Origin of the sequence: Xylocopilactobacillus apis, assembly GCF_033095965.1 — a bacterium.
Lineage (GTDB): Bacteria > Bacillota > Bacilli > Lactobacillales > Lactobacillaceae > Xylocopilactobacillus > Xylocopilactobacillus apis.
Genome location: NZ_AP026801.1, coordinates 1,800,131 through 1,817,286, shown reverse-complemented (window position 1 = coordinate 1,817,286; position 17,156 = coordinate 1,800,131). Strand labels below are relative to the sequence as shown.

At 35.4% G+C, this 17,156-nt stretch carries 19 protein-coding genes; 13 read left to right on the top strand and 6 right to left on the bottom strand.

Annotated features, from left to right (window positions below; all coding sequences use genetic code 11):
* Positions 1 to 52 precede the first annotated feature (52 nt).
* The 4 genes from R8749_RS08575 (at position 53) to R8749_RS08560 (ending at position 4,872) form a co-directional block, all read left to right on the top strand.
* Complete coding sequence (locus tag R8749_RS08575) at positions 53 to 1,735, top strand: peptide ABC transporter substrate-binding protein (RefSeq protein ID WP_317695982.1); 1,683 nt, start codon at positions 53 to 55, stop codon at positions 1,733 to 1,735.
* A 14-nt stretch (positions 1,736 to 1,749) separates the two neighbouring features.
* A complete protein-coding gene (opp3b, locus tag R8749_RS08570; RefSeq protein WP_317695979.1) occupies positions 1,750 to 2,694 on the top strand; it encodes an oligopeptide ABC transporter permease in 945 nt (314 codons plus the stop codon).
* Positions 2,684 to 3,670 (top strand): ABC transporter permease, encoded by a 987-nt coding sequence (locus R8749_RS08565; RefSeq protein ID WP_317695976.1) that lies wholly within the window; start codon positions 2,684 to 2,686, stop codon positions 3,668 to 3,670. Before opp3b ends, R8749_RS08565 begins: the two co-directional genes overlap by 11 nt.
* 125 nt (positions 3,671 to 3,795) lie before the next feature.
* The gene (locus R8749_RS08560) at positions 3,796 to 4,872 is read left to right on the top strand and encodes an Mbeg1-like protein (protein WP_317695974.1); all 1,077 of its coding nucleotides are present in this window, start codon (positions 3,796 to 3,798) and stop codon (positions 4,870 to 4,872) included.
* Positions 4,873 to 4,879: 7 nt separating this feature from the next.
* Here R8749_RS08560 and R8749_RS08555 read toward each other — a convergent pair whose 3' ends face one another.
* Positions 4,880 to 6,121 (bottom strand): MFS transporter, encoded by a 1,242-nt coding sequence (locus R8749_RS08555; RefSeq protein ID WP_317695972.1) that lies wholly within the window; start codon positions 6,119 to 6,121, stop codon positions 4,880 to 4,882.
* Positions 6,122 to 6,550: 429 nt separating this feature from the next.
* On the opposite strand from R8749_RS08555, the gene R8749_RS08550 reads away from it, so the two are divergent.
* A complete protein-coding gene (locus tag R8749_RS08550) occupies positions 6,551 to 6,709 on the top strand; it encodes a hypothetical protein (RefSeq protein ID WP_317695970.1) in 159 nt (52 codons plus the stop codon).
* Complete coding sequence (locus tag R8749_RS08545) at positions 6,699 to 7,145, top strand: Rgg family transcriptional regulator (RefSeq protein ID WP_331678449.1); 447 nt, start codon at positions 6,699 to 6,701, stop codon at positions 7,143 to 7,145. The genes R8749_RS08550 and R8749_RS08545 overlap by 11 nt, the downstream gene beginning before the upstream one ends.
* Positions 7,146 to 7,206: 61 nt before the next feature.
* Here R8749_RS08545 and R8749_RS08540 read toward each other — a convergent pair whose 3' ends face one another.
* From R8749_RS08540 to R8749_RS08530, 3 genes are all read right to left on the bottom strand, one after another.
* Positions 7,207 to 7,491 (bottom strand): AbrB family transcriptional regulator, encoded by a 285-nt coding sequence (locus tag R8749_RS08540; RefSeq protein WP_317695966.1) that lies wholly within the window; start codon positions 7,489 to 7,491, stop codon positions 7,207 to 7,209.
* Between the two features lie 287 nt (positions 7,492 to 7,778).
* Complete coding sequence (gene murQ, locus R8749_RS08535; protein WP_317695964.1) at positions 7,779 to 8,681, bottom strand: N-acetylmuramic acid 6-phosphate etherase; 903 nt, start codon at positions 8,679 to 8,681, stop codon at positions 7,779 to 7,781.
* 22 nt (positions 8,682 to 8,703) lie between these two features.
* On the bottom strand, positions 8,704 to 9,756 hold the full coding sequence (locus R8749_RS08530) for a MupG family TIM beta-alpha barrel fold protein (protein ID WP_317695962.1): 1,053 nt from the start codon (positions 9,754 to 9,756) through the stop codon (positions 8,704 to 8,706).
* A gap of 208 nt (positions 9,757 to 9,964) precedes the next feature.
* Here R8749_RS08530 and R8749_RS08525 point away from each other — a divergent pair, with 208 nt between their 5' ends.
* The 6 genes from R8749_RS08525 to R8749_RS08500 all read left to right on the top strand — a co-directional run bounded on the left by R8749_RS08525 (position 9,965) and on the right by R8749_RS08500 (position 15,575).
* Positions 9,965 to 10,840 carry a MurR/RpiR family transcriptional regulator gene (locus R8749_RS08525; RefSeq protein ID WP_317695960.1) on the top strand — a complete coding sequence of 292 codons (876 nt, stop codon included), beginning with the start codon at positions 9,965 to 9,967 and terminating at the stop codon, positions 10,838 to 10,840.
* Between the two features lie 13 nt (positions 10,841 to 10,853).
* Positions 10,854 to 12,830, top strand: a complete 1,977-nt coding sequence (locus R8749_RS08520; protein WP_317695958.1) for a glucose PTS transporter subunit IIA — start codon at positions 10,854 to 10,856, stop codon at positions 12,828 to 12,830.
* A gap of 170 nt (positions 12,831 to 13,000) precedes the next feature.
* The gene (locus R8749_RS08515) at positions 13,001 to 13,861 is read left to right on the top strand and encodes a helix-turn-helix domain-containing protein (RefSeq protein ID WP_317695956.1); all 861 of its coding nucleotides are present in this window, start codon (positions 13,001 to 13,003) and stop codon (positions 13,859 to 13,861) included.
* 115 nt (positions 13,862 to 13,976) lie between these two features.
* Positions 13,977 to 14,243: a hypothetical protein gene (locus R8749_RS08510; RefSeq protein ID WP_317695954.1), complete on the top strand. Its 267-nt coding sequence runs from the start codon at positions 13,977 to 13,979 to the stop codon at positions 14,241 to 14,243.
* On the top strand, positions 14,240 to 14,587 hold the full coding sequence (locus tag R8749_RS08505) for a type II toxin-antitoxin system PemK/MazF family toxin (protein ID WP_317695951.1): 348 nt from the start codon (positions 14,240 to 14,242) through the stop codon (positions 14,585 to 14,587). The genes R8749_RS08510 and R8749_RS08505 overlap by 4 nt, the downstream gene beginning before the upstream one ends.
* A 286-nt stretch (positions 14,588 to 14,873) precedes the next feature.
* The gene (locus tag R8749_RS08500; RefSeq protein WP_317695950.1) at positions 14,874 to 15,575 is read left to right on the top strand and encodes a hypothetical protein; all 702 of its coding nucleotides are present in this window, start codon (positions 14,874 to 14,876) and stop codon (positions 15,573 to 15,575) included.
* A gap of 46 nt (positions 15,576 to 15,621) precedes the next feature.
* On the opposite strand, the gene R8749_RS08495 is transcribed toward R8749_RS08500, so the two are convergent.
* The gene (locus R8749_RS08495; protein WP_317695948.1) at positions 15,622 to 15,891 is read right to left on the bottom strand and encodes a type II toxin-antitoxin system Phd/YefM family antitoxin; all 270 of its coding nucleotides are present in this window, start codon (positions 15,889 to 15,891) and stop codon (positions 15,622 to 15,624) included.
* 114 nt (positions 15,892 to 16,005) lie between these two features.
* Between R8749_RS08495 and R8749_RS08490 the strand changes: the two genes are divergently transcribed.
* A complete protein-coding gene (locus R8749_RS08490) occupies positions 16,006 to 16,284 on the top strand; it encodes a hypothetical protein (protein ID WP_317695946.1) in 279 nt (92 codons plus the stop codon).
* 61 nt (positions 16,285 to 16,345) lie between these two features.
* Here the strand turns inward: R8749_RS08490 and R8749_RS08485 are convergent, their stop codons facing one another.
* Positions 16,346 to 17,086 (bottom strand): alpha/beta fold hydrolase, encoded by a 741-nt coding sequence (locus R8749_RS08485; RefSeq protein WP_317695944.1) that lies wholly within the window; start codon positions 17,084 to 17,086, stop codon positions 16,346 to 16,348.
* Positions 17,087 to 17,156: the final 70 nt, after the last annotated feature.

Here is a 17,156-nt window from a genome sequence, read left to right as displayed (position 1 = left end):
ACTCTAATTTCGTTATGCTGATTAAAACATGATGAAAAAGAGGTGAAATGTAATGAAGTTCAAAAAAGTGATGATCGCTGGAATGAGCGTCTTGTTGAGTATTGGATTCTTAACGGGCTGCAGTCCAAAATCTTCAACTACTAAAAGCAGTTCGACTGCCAAATCGGCTAAAGTTAAGCTAAAAGTAAAAGAGATGATTCGGATTGCAGAGCGTGATGAAATTCCAACGATGGATTCTGTTCATAGTGTGGGGCCAGTTGCCACTCAGAATTTAACTAATACAATGGATGGTTTATATCGTTATGAAACGACAACTTTAAAACCGGCAATGGCTGAAAAAATTGTTAAACCCACCAATAAAGGATTGACTTATACTTTTAAAATTCGTAAAAATGCGAGATGGAGTAATGGAGAAGCAGTCACTTCGTCTGATTTTGTTGGAGCATGGAGAAAGGCGGTCGATCCAGAAGCTAAATCACAAAATGCTTATCTTTATAATGGAATTAAAAATGCTGCTGAAATTACTGCGGGTAAAAAGCCAGTTACTTCTTTAGGGATCAAAGCACTCAATCAACGAACTTTACAAGTTACATTAGAAAAACCTCTTCCATATTTTAATCAATTACTGGCTTGCGTTCCGTTTTATCCTCAGAATCAAAAAATGGTTAAAAAATGGGGTAATCAATATGGGACAAGTTCAAAAACTATTTTATTTAATGGACCTTATGTTTTAAATTCTTGGAACGGATCGGATAATACATGGACTGAGCAAAAGAATAACCGTTATTGGAATGCTAAAAATGTCAAAACTGATAAGATTCAGTATCAAGTAGTTAAAGATCCAACGACATCTCTAAATCTTTATCAGAACAATAATTTGGATCGAGTGATGATTTCAGGCAGTCTGATTCGTCAAATGAAGGATTCTCCAGATTTTGAATTAGCGAAGAAAAATGCAACTTATTACCTTACGCCTAATCTTAAAAAAGTACCGTTGTTGAAAAATACAAAAATCCGCCAAGCACTCTCTTTATCTATTAACCGCAAGCAATTAGTAGATAAGGTACTTGGTGGCGGTTCAGGGTTAACTTACTCTTTTACGCCAAAAGGAATGTCATTTGATCCGAAAAATCCTTCAAAAGATTTTGCATCAGAAACTAGTTCATCGGCTGCTAAATACGGAAAATATAACCCTACTAAAGCGAAGAAACTTTGGCAGGAAGGATTAAAAGAGACTGGTAATCAAGGTAAAACGATTAATATTGAACTTTTAGCAGATGATATGGGGATGTTTAAAGCTCAGAGTGAATTTTTGCAGAACCAGTTGGAACAATTGCAAGGATTAAAAATTACCTTACGCAATGTTCCAACCAAGAGCCGGATGATGCGCCAAAATTCTGGTGATTTTGATATTGTGGCAGCTCCAACTGCTGCTGATTTTCCCGATCCAATCAATTTCTTGGATTTGTTAACGACAAATTCTTCATTTAATTATGGCAAGTGGAGTAATTCAAAATATGATGCTTTAGTCAAAAAGAGTTCGTCGGAAGATGCGAATAATCCGACCGCTCGTTGGAAAGATTTATTGGCAGCACAAGATTTATTGAATGAAGAACAGCCAGTAATCTCGCTTTTTCAACCAGCTGGTGCATGGCTGACGAAGAAAGGAATGACTGGTTTTACACTTAGTCCTAATAGTGTCTATGACATGGCGAGTGTAGAGGCAAGTAAATAATTTAAGGGGTCGATATGGCTAAATATCTTGCTAAACGCATTTTGTACCTGCTTTTAGCACTATTCATTGTTATTACTGTGACGTTTTTTATGATGAAAATGCTGCCGGGGACGCCTTTTACTAATCAAGAAAAGTTAACAGCAGCCCAGTTAACAATCATGAAAAAGCAGTATGGCTTAGATCAGCCTGTTTGGCAGCAATATTTAACTTATCTGTCGAATTTACTGCATGGAGATTTTGGAACATCTTTTCAATTTGAGAATCAGCCCGTTATTTCTTTGATAAGTTCACGTCTGCAACCGTCACTGTTAATTGGAGCACAAGCGTTAATCATTGGTTCAGTTCTTGGAATTATTTTGGGTTCGCTAGCGGCCATTCATTACAATACTTGGGTCGATCGACTTGCAACTTTTATTTCAATTTTGGGAATTTCGGTTCCTAGTTTTGTTTTGGGTGTTATCCTACAGTTTTATTTAGCTTTTAAAATGAAAATATTTCCAATTGCTTTATGGGAGGGTTGGCGCTCAAGCGTTTTGCCATCGTTAGCATTAGCAGTTTCACCGCTCGCTCATATTGCTCGGTTTACTCGAACTGAAATGGTTGATGTTTTAAAAAGTGACTACCTTGAATTAGCGGTTGCAAAAGGTGATAGCAACTGGCAGGTCGTGACAAAACATGCGCTTAGAAATTCGTTGATTCCAGTAATAACAATCATCGGGCCATTAACTGCCAATATCCTAACAGGCTCAATGGTGGTAGAAAATATCTTTTCGATTCCCGGGATCGGGGAACAATTCGTTAAATCAATTATGACCAATGATTATCCGACGATAATGGGGCTAACCATTTTGTATTCTGTAATATTTATGAGTATGCTGCTGATCACAGATGTTCTTTATTCGCTTGCAGATCCACGGATACGATTAGGTGATACAGGAGGAATCGAAAGTGTCGGATAAGAAAATAAATGCAGAAGATTTTTCTTTTGCTTCATTTGACCAAAACATTCCTTCTTCAACGACATCCTTTTCAAGGATAAAACAAAATAAAGGAGCACTTATTGCTCTGATAGTTTTAGTAATAATGATCTGCTTGGCTTTTGCAGCACCCATTATTTCTCCTCGTGATCCGAATCAGCAAAATCCTGACAATTCCAATTTACCACCCAGAATTGCAGGCGTTAATATTCCGGGGTTTCGAGGAAAAATGAAAAATGCAAATGGCAAGGTAGTTGATGCATACAAAGAAAATAAAATACCCAAGAACAGAACTTACATTTTAGGAACTGACTATCTGGGTCGTGATCTATTTGCTCGAATTCTTTATGGTACAAGATTATCTTTAATAATTGCTTTTTTAGCGGCACTTGTTGATCTGGCGATCGGTCTGCCTTATGGAATTATTTCCGGTTGGTTGGGTGGAACTGTTGATATCGTTTTACAGCGACTGATTGAAATTATTTCAGCAGTTCCTAAAATGATTATTGCTATTTTATTGATGTTAGTTTTGAAACCGGGACTAAGTTCAATAATTCTATCGATTGTTTTTACCGGCTGGATTCCGATGGCACGATTGATTCGTGGTCAGACGCTTCATTTAAGGCAGCAGGAGTACCTGCAGGCTGCTCTAACTATGGGAATCTCGCCGCTTCGACTTACTTTTAAACATCTGATTCCTAATCTTTCTTCAACGATTATTATTCAAACGATGTTCTCAATTCCGAGTGCAATTTTCTTTGAAGCATTTCTAAGCTTTATTGGAATCGGTATTCCTGCACCAAATGCTTCTTTAGGGACACTTTTGTCAGACGGGCAGAAGGCTTTTCGTTTCCTTCCTTATCAGATGTGGGAGCCAGCTTTGGTGTTGTGTGTGTTAATGCTGGCATTCAATTTTGCTGCTGATGGTTTAAGAGATATTTTTGACCCGAAAGTGTAATATAAACATTTTTTATCGATTATTTTTAAAAAGTAGAAAATTATTTATAATTATTCTTTAATTTTTTTCATGATCAGAAAATTTGTGTGACAATAGATTTAATCATTCTTGAGGACGCATGTAAAATGTCAAATATTATTTCTTACCTTACAAGTTATGGAGATAAAACTTTTGTTGATGAACCGTTTAATGAATTAGATGCTGCAATTTTATCGCAGATATCGTATTTAGATTTTACTCAGTTTACGAAAAATGAATTTTCGCAGTTCTCTGATTTAAAAGGTCAGGAAGATTTAATTAAAGCGGCAGCTGAAGATACCTGGTTTCCAGTTGACAGCGAACAATTGGTATCTGATGTTGCTGGGAGTAAAAGGTATGGTCAGATTTCGTGGTCTGATTACCTTAATTTGGTGAATAAAAAAACTGAGCAGCAGTTCTCGGCAATAACTTTTCAATTAAGTCCAGATTTGTATTTTTTGGCTTTTGGAGGAACAGACTCTTCAATTCTTGGGCTTAAAGAAGATCTCAATATGTCTTATCAAAAGACCGTGCCTTCGCAGATATCGGGTTTGAAATATTTTAAAAAAATCAGTCAAAAGTATTCAGGTACATTTTTTCTTGGCGGGCATTCTAAAGGCGGCAACGTTGCAGTTTATGCAGGGGTACACGCTGAAGAAGAGCTTCAACAACTCATTGAAAAGATTTTTAATTTTGACGGTCCGGGTTTTGGCAAGGATAAAAGTTCGATTAAAATTAATGATAAAATTTTCAAGTTTATCCCGCAGTCTTCAATTGTAGGAAGGCTGCTTGATCCGGATAATAAATTTCAAGTTGTTAAAAGCGATGCGAAAGGATTTCGACAGCATAACTTATTCACTTGGCAAGTAACAGGCAGGAGTTTCGTTAGACTTGATGCGCCGGATGAGTTTTCTCAGTATGTAAGTGGTGCGACAAGTGAAATTGTGGATTTGATCGAGGATGACAACAAAGAGATCTTTATCAATGCGCTTTATGAACTGATAACTTCCACTGATAGCACTTCAATGACAGAATTAAAGAAAAATTGGTTTTCCAAAGCCATTTCGGTCTTGAACAATCTTAAAGATGTCGATCCAGAATTAAGGAAGGTTCTATTAAAAACAACAAAAAATTTAGCGGTAATTTCTTTTAAATCCACCCAAATTCTTTTTAAACGAAAATAAAGAAGCATTAAATGGCTTCTTTTTTTTGGCGAAGTAGATTTAAAGTAATTAATAAAATGATGCAGGCAGTAAACAGTACAGCATATAGCGCATAGTTAATATTAAAGATGCCTGAGATAGTGGTAAAAATTGTGGTCATGATCGGGGTAATGATTAATAAAATTGTATTTAGAAGTCCAATTGATGACGAGAGGATGGTTCGATCAACAGTAGTTACTAACCATTGAGTTAATTTTGGATTAATTGTTCCGACAGTCACTCCTAAAACAAATAGAACGGGCATAATAAAGAAAATATTTTTTAATAGAACGACGATTGCAGTAATAATACAAATTACACTAGCTACTACTGATAGCATGATGAGGGAAGTCTTTTTAAATACTTGAGGGCCAACGATACTCCCGAGAGCCATGCCGCAAGCAAGAGTTGCACCGATTAAGGCAATTGTAAAACTATAATTAAAAACAATCATCGTTTTGCGGCTGCCGGCTGTAACTATTGAGATTAAGGGTTCAATACTGCCAAGAATTCCATTTAGAAGGGCAAGGGTTAAGACCGTGGTCATTAATCCTTTGGCCTTTTTTACTTGTTTAAAAGCGTCAAGCATGGTGGAAAAATAGCCCTGTTGGTTTATCGTAGGCTGTTCGGTGATAGCTATATCTTTTTTGGTTTGAAGTCCCACGAGTCCAAAGAGCATTCCTGCTGCAAGGAATGTAAAGGCGTTAACAATTGCAAGGGATGAATAGGACATGAACAAAAGTAATCCTGAGCCAACGAATTGGGCAATCATCGAGATAATTTGATTAACCCCGCCGGTAAAACCGTTGGCCTCAGCTACTTCGTCAACTCCGACGATGTTTACAATTACGGGAGTTTGTAAACCGCCAGAATAAGAACCAATTAAATCTGAGATGAAGTTGATAACAATGACAATCATGACTAAGTTCCAGCCATTGATGTTTTGAGCAAATAAGATTCCAACTGTCAGGTATAAAAGAAATCTGATGACGGCGAATAAGACTAAATTCTTAAATTTGTTTTTGGTTCGATCGGCAAGATACCCACCAACGCTATCAAGAATTTTCGGAATTGATTCAGAGATGGCAATTAGTGATAACGCAAGCGAGTAGTTTTTTAACTTGCTGGCGTAGGTCATTAAAGCTAGATAAAACAAGATATCTCCAGCACTTGATAACATACTGGCTAAAGAAAATTTGCGAAAGTTTTTGTTTTTAATGAAGATATTCATGATTTTGTTCTCCTTCAGCCATTTTTATAAATACTTTGGAAAAATGCGATTAGACTTTATCATTTCGGCTCTTAATTGAGACTCGCGATAACTGTGATAACAGAAGTGACCATGAAATGGGTTTTGATTCAAACGTTTTTTAAAAGGGGCTTTTGCAAAAATATTCATAATTTAATTCCTCCGTGTATAATTAATTGATGTAATTATTAAATCGCGAATGAATGTTGGTCGGCAGAAAATGGCGTATTCGACAATTGGGAGGAAATATGACGATTGGCGAACTGTTAAAAAAGTATCGAATTTAAAATGTTAAGACCCAAGGAGAGTGGGCAAAAGACGTCGTAAGTCCTTCTTATTATGCAAAAGTTGAGAAGAATCAGCATCGCATAACAGCCTGAGGATCTGCTGGAAATTCTTCGTAAAAATGACGTGTTAGTACTCGGATTTTTTAGTGAACTGAATTATGAAGATAAAAAAGATCAAGATGATAATGAGGTCATTCAACATTTGATTGCTGAAGCGACTTATCGGCATGATGTTAAAGAGCTGAAGAAAATTAAAAGAATGGTTGAAGAGAGTGATATATAGCCACGATATCTTACTATTGCTGATTAAGATTTATGTTTCTGAGATGGATGAAAGTACCGAAAAGTTATCAGAAGCTGAGAAAGCTGAAATTAAAGAGAAAATTTTTAACTATTCAGGACTTGATACAACGAGCCTTGGGTTATATGCCAATTGCATGAGTATTTATGATTTAGAAGACAATCTGATTATTTCAAAAAGAATTATTAAGAAATTTAAGGATAATCAAGATTTAAAGATTCAAGAAGCTTTACTGACAATAATCGATAACCTCCTGTCTTCATGTATTGAAAACAAAAGAGAAGATGAAGCATCAGTTTTTATTCAATTCGCAGATCAAATTAAAACTCGGCAGGAGCTTCTTTTTGTGAAGAAATGCTTTTTTGTAATGAAAAAATTGATTGATTATCACAGAACTGGTGGATCCCGCAGACTTTGAACTTTGTGAAAGAGAAGTTAGTGATTTTGAATTATTGGGAATGAACGATTTTGGAAAAGATTTAAAAAAATTTATTTTTGAAAACAAATAAAAAGAACCCATATGTGTTTTCTGGGTTCTTTTTGTTCTCTAAATCAGTCATTAATTCGCCGTGATATTGGTAAAACTGATTGATAAATTTATCAATGTCATTTTCCTTGCTGAATGTTATTGATTTCCCATCAGCTGATATTTCCTTTTTTAATAAGGTGTTTTCGTAAAGGCCTAATAGTTTACAGTCTTTTTCACTGATTCTTAAATACAAAGAATCTCCTATTTTAAATGGCTTGATTATTTTTTCAGTCATTTTTAGTTAACCTCCGTACCACAATTTTATCGTTTTATAACTACGTAGGGAATATGAGGTTACGAAGAAAACAAGTTGTAATTTGTTTTACAATTTACATGTTGACAGCACTTAAAAAAATATATTATTATTTTGTGAAAGTCGGGTGTTTCCCTACCGTGAATGGGAACTTTAAAAGTCGGGTGTTTCCCTACCGTGAATGGGAGCTTTAAAAGTCAGGTGTTTCCCTACCGAAAATGGGAACTTTAAAAGGAGGCTGGTGACATAAAGTCACAGCCTCTATTTGTTTATTTTCCAAGCGCTTTTCGAATGAATCCATTCGCAACAGTAAGTTCTTTTTTTGCTTCTTTAGCACTTACTTGGTTAAGAATCATCACAATCGCAACTTTGACAGAATTGTTTGATTCCTTGAGGGCTGATTCAGCTGTCTTTTCATCGACACCAGTGACGGTGATAATCATTTTCTTAGCTCTTTCAACTAATTTTTCATTAGTAGGTCGAACATCAACCATTAGGTTTCCGTAGGTTTTGCCGATTCTAACCATGGAAGCCGTTGACAGCATATTTAAAACTAACTTTTGACTTGTTCCTGCTTTTAATCTAGTTGAGCCTGACAAAACTTCGGGTCCAGCAACGACTTCAATACCGACTTCTGCGTGTTTGCTGATTTCGGAATTGTGGTTGCAAGATAGGGCAATAGTCCCTGCGTTAATTTCTTTTGCATATTCAAGCCCCCCAATTACGTATGGAGTTCGACCGCTGGCAGCAATCCCCACAACGGTGTCATTTTCAGTTAATTGATGATCAATTAAGTCTTGTCTTCCAAGATCTATATCGTCTTCGGCACCTTCTACCGCAATGGTCATTGCTTTCATGCCACCGGCAATTAAACCTTGAACCATTTCAGGTTCCGTGCCAAATGTTGGAACGCATTCAGCAGCGTCTAGTACCCCTAAGCGACCGCTAGTACCAGCACCGATATAAAATAGTCTTCCGCCAGCGTTAAACCCTTTAACGATTAAATCAACAGCTTGTGCTATTTCAGGTAAAACATTTTGAATAGCTTTTGGTACGTTTTGATCTTCTTCGTTCATTATTGTAACAATTTCAAGAGCTGACATTTTGTCCAATTCAGATGTTTTCGGGTTACTTTTTTCGGTTGATAAACTTTCTAATTTTTTGAGATCCAATTTTAAAATATCCTTTCAAATGTTAATTTTCAACTAATTTGACTGCTTGGTTGGGTTTGAAAACATCTAATAAATTCAAGTCCTCTTTTACAACCTGGCCAACTACATTAACTGTTTTATCAGCTGGCAGATCATTTTTGATAAACTGAAGTTCACCTTCGTAACGTTTAGCATCGATATTATCAATAGTAATACTTCCTCGAGATCGATTTTGAGGCATGGCGTCGGGAGTAACAGTCCCTTCCTTAAGATTTCTTCCTTCAATAATTCTAATTGCATCACGAGCAAGGTCTGGTCTTTGATGTAAAACTTGTCCGAAATAAGTTGGAACTACATCACAGCATTTTACATTTAAAAGAATCGTATCATGTTTTGTGTATGCTTCAAATTGTTTGAGGGAAGCATCACTTAAAGATTCGTCTCCAATATATACTTTACTGATACCTTGATTCAGCATTTTAATCGCTGGTGCAAGCGGCCGTTGATATCGATCACTTTCTAAAGTTGGGAGAGTGGAAAAAACTGGACCACGCAGTTTACCATCACCTGGGACGAAAGCCATTACTTGAAGATCATGTTGAATTAACCATCGATTACGATCTATAAACCATTTTTGGTCAAGACCAGTATTTTTGCGAGGATAAAAATTATGCCATGCCTCAATATTATTAAAATCGGCATCATTCTTCCTTAATATTTCAAAGTCATTTTCGCTAATAGTACTGGCGTTTAAAGCAATTTTAATATTTTTTGATAATTCTGCGACTTCTTCCATCGAAAATCCATCATCAAGCCGTAATTGAGATATACCATAATCTAATAAGTTCGATAAATCATCTATGTTAAATTCGAGCCTTTTTAGTGCAGATTGAGAAATATCAACGGTTAACAAAAGATCATTTTCTTGGCAGATGTTACCCAAAGTAAAAAGTCTTTTTAATAAATATTGTGGATCATCTTCTGGTAAATTAAGCGAGGAAAAAACTCCTTTAAATCCGGCATCAGTCATCTCTTTAATTCTAGTTTTAACTTCAGTATCTATTTCTTGGTGCAAATAAATTGAAAATCCAAGCATGTATGTAAACTCCATTCAATATTTTAAAACAAAATAGCGCTTGACTGAAAACCCTTTCTCTTGTATAGTTTACCTGTAATGAAATGGTATTTCAAGTTTTTTATTAATTTGACGATATATTTTTTCATAAAATAAATGATAATAGCATGAAACAAGTTTTAATAAGGGGTGATATTGGTATAAATATGAGAGATTATGAGGCGCTTAGATGAGTGTTAAAGGAAATATTGAAAGTGTAAAAAATGATCTAACAGATCAAGAGCTTAAAATTGCAAATTATGTTTTAGAAAATCCCAATTTGATTCTAGAAATGAATGTTCAACAGCTTTCGAATGCTGCTGGTACTAGTGCAGCAACGGTAAGCCGTTTTGTAAAGAGTTTAAATTTTAGTGGATATAATGAATTGAAATTACAATTATCGGCAGATTTAAGCAATCGAGACATTGACAAAGCTTTATATTCAGATATTAAAGCTAATGAGAGCCTTTCGGTAATTAAAGAGAAGTTATTAAACAACTCTAAACGTTCACTAGAAGAGACTGTTGCTCAGATTAATGATCATGAGGTAAATCAGATTGTTTCATTAATTCATCAATCAAAACAAATACTGCTTTTTGGGGTTGGAGCATCATTTTTAACTGCTAAAAATATCGGTCAGAAATGGACCCGCATTGGGTATGCTTGCGTGGTTAGTGATGATCTAAACCAATTGCTGCCATTAATTGTAACAAGCAAAAAAAGTGATCACGACAGTGTATTATGGGTGATTTCTAATAGTGGAGAATCACCAGAAGTCATTTTGGCTGCAAAATTTGCAAAAGAAGCTGGTGTGACGGTGATTACAACCACTAAATTAGGAGCAAATACTTTGAACTCTCTGGGTGATTTTAATATTCAGACTTCGCAGCCAATGGAAGCTGATTTTAGAATTGCAGCAACTCAGTCTTTGCATACGCAATTTATGCTGGTTGATATTATTTATTATTCATTTGTCAGCAAGTATTATGAGCAGTCAAATGAAAGATTGAAAAAATCCAGAAAAGTTATTCAAAAGTACAAAAAAGCAATGCGTAAAGGTTTTTAGAAGGAGGAAAATAATGGCGGAAGATAAGTATTTAGCTATCAGTAAAGGTATTTACGATCATATTGGTGGACCAGACAACGTTGAAAAGTTGATTCACTGTATGACGCGAGTACGAATTACAATTAGAGATTATTCAAAAGTTGATATGGAAGGACTTAAACAAGTTCCTGGAGTATTGGGTGTTGTTAAAGAAGATACGCTTCAAGTAATTGTTGGACCAGGTGTTGTCGATAAAGTATCCAAAGCAATGGTCGACCAAGTGGGAGTTGAGTTAGGAGAACCGTTTCCTACAACTTTCGATGGTAAAAGTGCAGTAGAAGCAAAAGCAGCCCAAGTTCATGCAGAACAAAAAGCTAAGTTGAAGCAGACGTGGTGGAGAGCGGCCTTAAAACATATTAGTGCAGTATTTATTCCGTTGATTCCAGCTTTTGTTGGGGCCGGCCTTATATCAGGGATTGCAGGAATATTGAGCAATATGCAGGTGGCTGGAACTATTGGTGCCAGCTGGACTACTGCAATCACAGTTTTAAAAGTTATTAATGGCGGTTTGTTTACCTATTTAAACATTTATGTCGGTATTAATACAGCTAAAGAATTTGGGGCAACACCAGGTTTGGGAGGAATTGTCGCTGGATTAATTTATCTCCCGGGAGTAGTTCCTCCTGTTACGCTGCCAAATATTTTTACAGGTAAACCATTAGTTGCAGGTTCAGGTGGTGTTTTAGGAGTTTTGTTTGCGGTCTGGATTTTGTCTTATGTTGAAAAATGGTTCCATAAAGTCATTCCAGATGCCATTGATATTATTTTTACGCCATTTTTGAGCCTTTTAATCATGGGCTGCTTTACAATTTTCTTAATCATGCCGGCTGCCGGATGGCTTTCTGGTTCATTAGTTGGCGGAATTAATTGGGTTTTGAAAATTGGCGGAGCATTCGCCGGATTCATCTTGGGAACTGTATTTCTTCCAATGGTAATGTTGGGACTTCATCAGATCTTAACCCCAATTCATTTGGAAATGATTAAAACAATGGGTTACACTCCTTTGCTTCCAATACTAGCAATGGCTGGTGCGGGACAGGTTGGTTCTGCAATCGCACTTTGGGTTCGCTGCCGCAAGAATCAGCAGTTAACAGGCATGATTAAAGGAGCATTACCTGTTGGAATTTTAGGAGTAGGTGAACCGCTTATATATGGAGTTTCTCTCCCATTAGGCCGACCATTCATCACTGCATGTTTTGGCGGAGGTATCGGTGGAGCTGTCATTGGAGCATTTCATGTTGGGGCAACTTCAATTGGACCTTCAGGAGTTGCCTTGATCCCATTAATTGCTAATGGTAAATGGCTGAGCTACGTTTTTGGATTATTAGCAGCATATGCAGGAGGATTTGTTTTAACTTACTTCTTTGGAACTCCGAAAACAGCAATGGTTGCCAAAGATGTTAATGGCAACCTTCTTGATATGCCAACTGATAGTTCTAGTGAACAGACACAATCACTTAATGATGTTATGAATGCAGCACCCGTTTCTAAAGCTGTTACACCGTTAGTCGCTCCTGTTTCTGGTAAATTGATTCAGTTAGAAGAGGTTAAAGATGACGTGTTCTCTCAAAAAATGTTAGGCGATGGTTTTGCGGTTGAACCGACAATGGAAACAATTGTAGCACCTGCAAGCGGAACAATTATTACGATTACTGATACAAAGCATGCTTTTACTTTAAAGACTGATACAGGTCTCGAAATTTTGGTTCATTTAGGAATCGATACAGTAGAACTTGGCGGCAAACCTTTTAGCTTTGACGTTCAAGCAGGTAAGCACGTTGAAGCTGGACAGCAGTTGGGAATCATGGATCTTAAACAAATTTCTGAGGCATCTAAAGAAGCAACAGTTATTACTGCGGTAACTAATATGGATGCAATTGAAAAAGTTTCTGAATTTAACGATCATGAAATTTCCGAAGGCGATAAAGTCTTAGACGTCACTAATCGTTAAGACTAAAAATACGTTAGAAAATTTTAATTTTGAGAAAAACTTAGTTAATCGTCGTAGCTAATAACAATTGCTCGAACTGCTTTGTAGTGGTTCGGGTTTTTTTTCTTAAAAATCACTTTGAGCCCTCAAAAACTTAATATATACTTATTTTAATAAAAATTGGAGAAACTATGACGATTGGTGAATTGTTAAAGCAGTATCGGATTTCAAAACTTAGAACACAAAAAGAATGGGCTAATGGTGTTGTTAGTCCTTCTTATTATGCAAAAGTCGAGAAGAATCAGCATCGCATCACGGCCGAAGATTTAGTTGAGATCCTTCGAAAAAATAATGTTTCAATCATCGATTTTTTTAAAGAATACAATTATCAAGATCAAAAGCATCATGATATTAAAACAAAAATAGATAATATTATTATTGAGGCTTATTATCACGGAGATGCCAGAGAGCTTAAAAAAATTCAGAAAATTTTTGTTGAGGGAGATGATCCCAATCGTGATGAACAAATTCTGATGATTAAAGTTTTTATTGCGTTATTAGATAATAATCCCAACGAATTAACGGAAGCCGACAAAACTGCTTTAAAAGAGAAAATTTTCAATGCAGCAGATTTTGATCAAACTAAACTAGAACTTTACTGTAATTGTATGTACTTTTATGATCTTGACAGTAATCTTATTTTAGCGAAAAAGATGGTTGAAAAATTTAAAGACAACCCTGATAAAAATATTCAAGAAGCAGTGTTAGGAATCATTTGCAATTTATTGAGTTTTTGTATTAAAGACAAAAGGGAAAGTGAAACAAGTCTTTTTATTGAAGCAGCTGACCAAATTACAACTAAACCACAGTTGTTTTTCTACAAAAATGTTGTATTAGTGTATAAAAGTTTGATCGAATACCATAAAACTCATGAGGCAAAAGATCTGGCTGTCTGCAAAATGGCGATCGATTATTTTTCATTGTTAGGCATGCCGGAGTTTAGTAATAGCATGCGAGATGATTTATTGAAAGACGAGTTAGTTGAGAGATGATATGATCCATTTTTTACTTAATCAGGATTTGAACTGATAAATTTAATTGAAATTTTGCTGATCGTAATCTTGATTTCGCTGATATATACTTGTATTTACGGACGGAGGCAAAAAAATGGAAAAAAATGAAAGAATTTTGGGAGAATTTTCTACGCGTCAAACTGGTAATTCTGTAGTTTTAACGGTTCCTAAAAAAGCTCAAATTCCAGCCGGTAGAAAATACATTTTATTTTTAAAAAAAGATGGGACGCTTGAATATCGTACTGCTGAAAATAATCCTTGGCTTAATGGAGAATTTGCTGATATTGATTTTAAAAAAGAAATGGCGGATGTCGGTAATTATGGGGTTGAAAAGCCGCGTGGTAAGGAGATAATTGATTGATATTTCCTAATCAAGGGGATTTAATTTATATTGATGCCGAGCCACATGCTGGTCGTGAAGAGGGTGGTCATAATGGGAATATTAGAAGACTAATGGTCGTACTTTCTAATAAAGGATATAATAAATCAACCGGAATGGTTGTTGGAATGATGGTAACTTCAAAGTTCAAAAATGATCAACGACTTTATTTGCCTATTTCAAACAATCAACCCCAAATAAAAGGATCTATTATTACCTATCAAATTCCAAATTTTGATTATCAAGCTCGACACGGAAAAATAATTGGTCAAGTCAGTCAAGATCTTTTAAGTGAGTTAATCTTCAGAGCTAAAAATATTTTTTAATAAAAATTAAAAGCTGGTTGATCGTTATTCATTCAATTTTTTTGCGAAAAGATGGTAATTGACATATAGGTAGGGTTTAAATCACTTTAAGTCAATGCTAACGAACAAGCTATAATAATTCAATTAAAATCCTGAACATAATCCTTAGGATAATTTAATGAGTACAGAATGCAAAAGACATGGATACCTGCAAAATGGCGATCGATTACTTTTCGCTGTTAGGCATGCCGGAGTTGAGCAAAATTATGCGAGATGATTTATTGAAAGACGAGTTAGAAACATAATTATGTATCGCAGAAAAAAAGAAGAAAAACATTTCCCTTATACTTCAATATCGATAACTTTGATTTTTATATTAGTCGTTCTGATCTTATTTTTAACAATAAAATTATTGAAAACTCAAAATCAGCAAGCTGATGACAAAATTAAACAAGAAGAAAGCTCGTTTAGTCAAAAAGAGGATTCAATAAGCAGGGATAAGTCGTCAGCAGAGACTGAAAAGAAGGAAACTGAATCAAAAAGTCATACTAAAGCAGAAGAAAACGATCAGTCCACGGTGGAAGTAACTGATCTTGAGCAATTTGATTATTTAAATGGCAAATATGATCTATTCGGGCATCCCTATACAATTAATTTTCAGCAAAGATCCGTCATTATCCAAGGATTTGAGGAACAAATTTATGACTCAATTGATAAAGTTCTGAAACACCCTGACGGGAGCCTTGTTATTAATATTCATGGTAAAGAAGATAGTCAACAGGATAATGGAAAAATAATAAAGTATCGAAGCCTTTTACTAGCTCCTGCCGGGATTAAAGTTAAAGAGAATTGGCAAACAAAAGAAAATATTGATGATAATTCAGATACTGGTGTCAGCAGGTTAGCCGTTGCAGAATCAAATGATAATGGCAAATCGTTTGAAATGACGCCAGCTTATCAGGCATTTGAAAATAATGATTCTGATAAGATATACATTTTAAAGAAGTAAGTTGAATAATTAAGTAAAATCAGATTTAAATGTTCCATTATTTAAATTAGTCCCAATATTTATCGTTTGATTGAACGATTTCATCATCAGGTAAGAACCCTCGTTTGATTAATTGATCTTTTGGAATCGCGTAGTCAAGAGATTCTTCTTTAGCTCTTAGAGCAGTTTCAATGTAATTCATTTTTTGTTGTGAAATGACAGTAACTGAGCGTCCTTTGGATCGAGAAACATATAAGGTTTCATCTTGATCGCTCACTTTGTCTAGGTATTTATTGGTATGCTTTTTAAAGTCGTTTTGAGTTAATCTTAATGTCATTTTCACCTCCATGATTTATAACTTATATAATTCTATTATATTTTTACATTGTATAGCTATATCAAAGATAACATATACGTTAATGTGTTTAGGTATGAAACGGAGGTGGCAACTATGTCAACATCAAAAATTGAAATTAGTCTAGAAGATCAGGAAAAACGAGATCTAGAAAAAAATGCGAAAGCAATTGGACTTAGTGTATCAGAAGCAATTAAAATGATGATTACCCAATTTAATAATAGTTATCCGATTAATCGTGACGTCATGGTTCTCCCATATGAGATTGAAAAATCTATGTTGATTGCTAAAGCAGAGGAATTTGGTTTAATTGAAGATTCCAGTGAAGAGATTGATGATATTAACACATTAAAGCATCGGTGGTTAAATAATTAAACTGCAGCTGGAAAGATAAAGAACCTAATATGGTTCCGTAGAAGAAAGAGTAATACAAATTCTATTTGTAGGACCGTTTTAAATCCTGCACATATTCTTCTGGATAATTTAAAGAGTATTGACCGTGGTAGAGTCCTTCTTTAACTTCTAAAGTGCTGTGAGGCAACATCTCGTGCAGAATATTCGCGGAGCGTTTCATCGCCCCGTTTTCTTTTGCTCCAACGATAATTCGTGTTTTAACCTGACAATCTTTAAGGGTTGGGTCAGCTTGAAAACTCGTATTTGCCTTTAAAAAAGAAATCATGTTTTCCTTAGTGATTAGGCAAGTATCCCGATAATATTCAGGATAAAAATGCTCATTCATCTTAAGGCTTTTAAATTGGAGTTTAGAAAACCACTCTTTTTGAATTAATCCGTAACTAAGATTAATGGCAAAAGGCATCATGGCGTTAGTTATTTTAGATGGGATCAGATTGGCGCTTTCAATGATTGCGTATTGGCAAATATCACTTCTTAAACAAAGAATTTCAACTAAAATCTGCGCGCCCAGCGATAGTCCACCAATGAGCAAGACTTGACCTTGGTAGTTTTGATCAATAAAGTTAATAATTCTTTGAGCGTTTGCCTGGATGCTTTGAAAATTATGGTCGCTTCCAGCGTGTCCATCAAGAATCGGTAAAATCACATGGTATTTTTGCGCCAAAATCTCGGCTTCTTCCCTAAAATTCCACCAAGAAAGTCCTCCGCCATGAAGCAGAATTATTACGTTCGGATTGTCCCTGCCAAATTCAACGATCTTCATCATGTACCTCGTTTGCATCTTTTATTTATTTTAGCATTTAATAATTTTTGTAGAAATTGCTTTTTTTAAT

What these genes read in the sequence shown, in the direction of transcription:
- R8749_RS08515 (WP_317695956.1), top strand. Translation starts at nt 13,001, where the DNA reads ATGACGATTGGTGAATTGTTAAAGCAGTATCGGATTTCAAAACTTAGA.
- R8749_RS08530 (WP_317695962.1), bottom strand. Translation starts at nt 9,756, where the DNA reads ATGCTTGGATTTTCAATTTATTTGCACCAAGAAATAGATACTGAAGTT.
- R8749_RS08520 (WP_317695958.1), top strand. Translation starts at nt 10,854, where the DNA reads ATGGCGGAAGATAAGTATTTAGCTATCAGTAAAGGTATTTACGATCAT.
- R8749_RS08490 (WP_317695946.1), top strand. Translation starts at nt 16,006, where the DNA reads ATGTCAACATCAAAAATTGAAATTAGTCTAGAAGATCAGGAAAAACGA.
- R8749_RS08510 (WP_317695954.1), top strand. Translation starts at nt 13,977, where the DNA reads ATGGAAAAAAATGAAAGAATTTTGGGAGAATTTTCTACGCGTCAAACT.
- R8749_RS08555 (WP_317695972.1), bottom strand. Translation starts at nt 6,121, where the DNA reads ATGAATATCTTCATTAAAAACAAAAACTTTCGCAAATTTTCTTTAGCC.
- opp3b (WP_317695979.1), top strand. Translation starts at nt 1,750, where the DNA reads ATGGCTAAATATCTTGCTAAACGCATTTTGTACCTGCTTTTAGCACTA.
- R8749_RS08500 (WP_317695950.1), top strand. Translation starts at nt 14,874, where the DNA reads ATGTATCGCAGAAAAAAAGAAGAAAAACATTTCCCTTATACTTCAATA.
- R8749_RS08575 (WP_317695982.1), top strand. Translation starts at nt 53, where the DNA reads ATGAAGTTCAAAAAAGTGATGATCGCTGGAATGAGCGTCTTGTTGAGT.
- R8749_RS08540 (WP_317695966.1), bottom strand. Translation starts at nt 7,491, where the DNA reads ATGACTGAAAAAATAATCAAGCCATTTAAAATAGGAGATTCTTTGTAT.
- R8749_RS08485 (WP_317695944.1), bottom strand. Translation starts at nt 17,086, where the DNA reads ATGAAGATCGTTGAATTTGGCAGGGACAATCCGAACGTAATAATTCTG.
- R8749_RS08560 (WP_317695974.1), top strand. Translation starts at nt 3,796, where the DNA reads ATGTCAAATATTATTTCTTACCTTACAAGTTATGGAGATAAAACTTTT.
- R8749_RS08495 (WP_317695948.1), bottom strand. Translation starts at nt 15,891, where the DNA reads ATGACATTAAGATTAACTCAAAACGACTTTAAAAAGCATACCAATAAA.
- R8749_RS08525 (WP_317695960.1), top strand. Translation starts at nt 9,965, where the DNA reads ATGAGTGTTAAAGGAAATATTGAAAGTGTAAAAAATGATCTAACAGAT.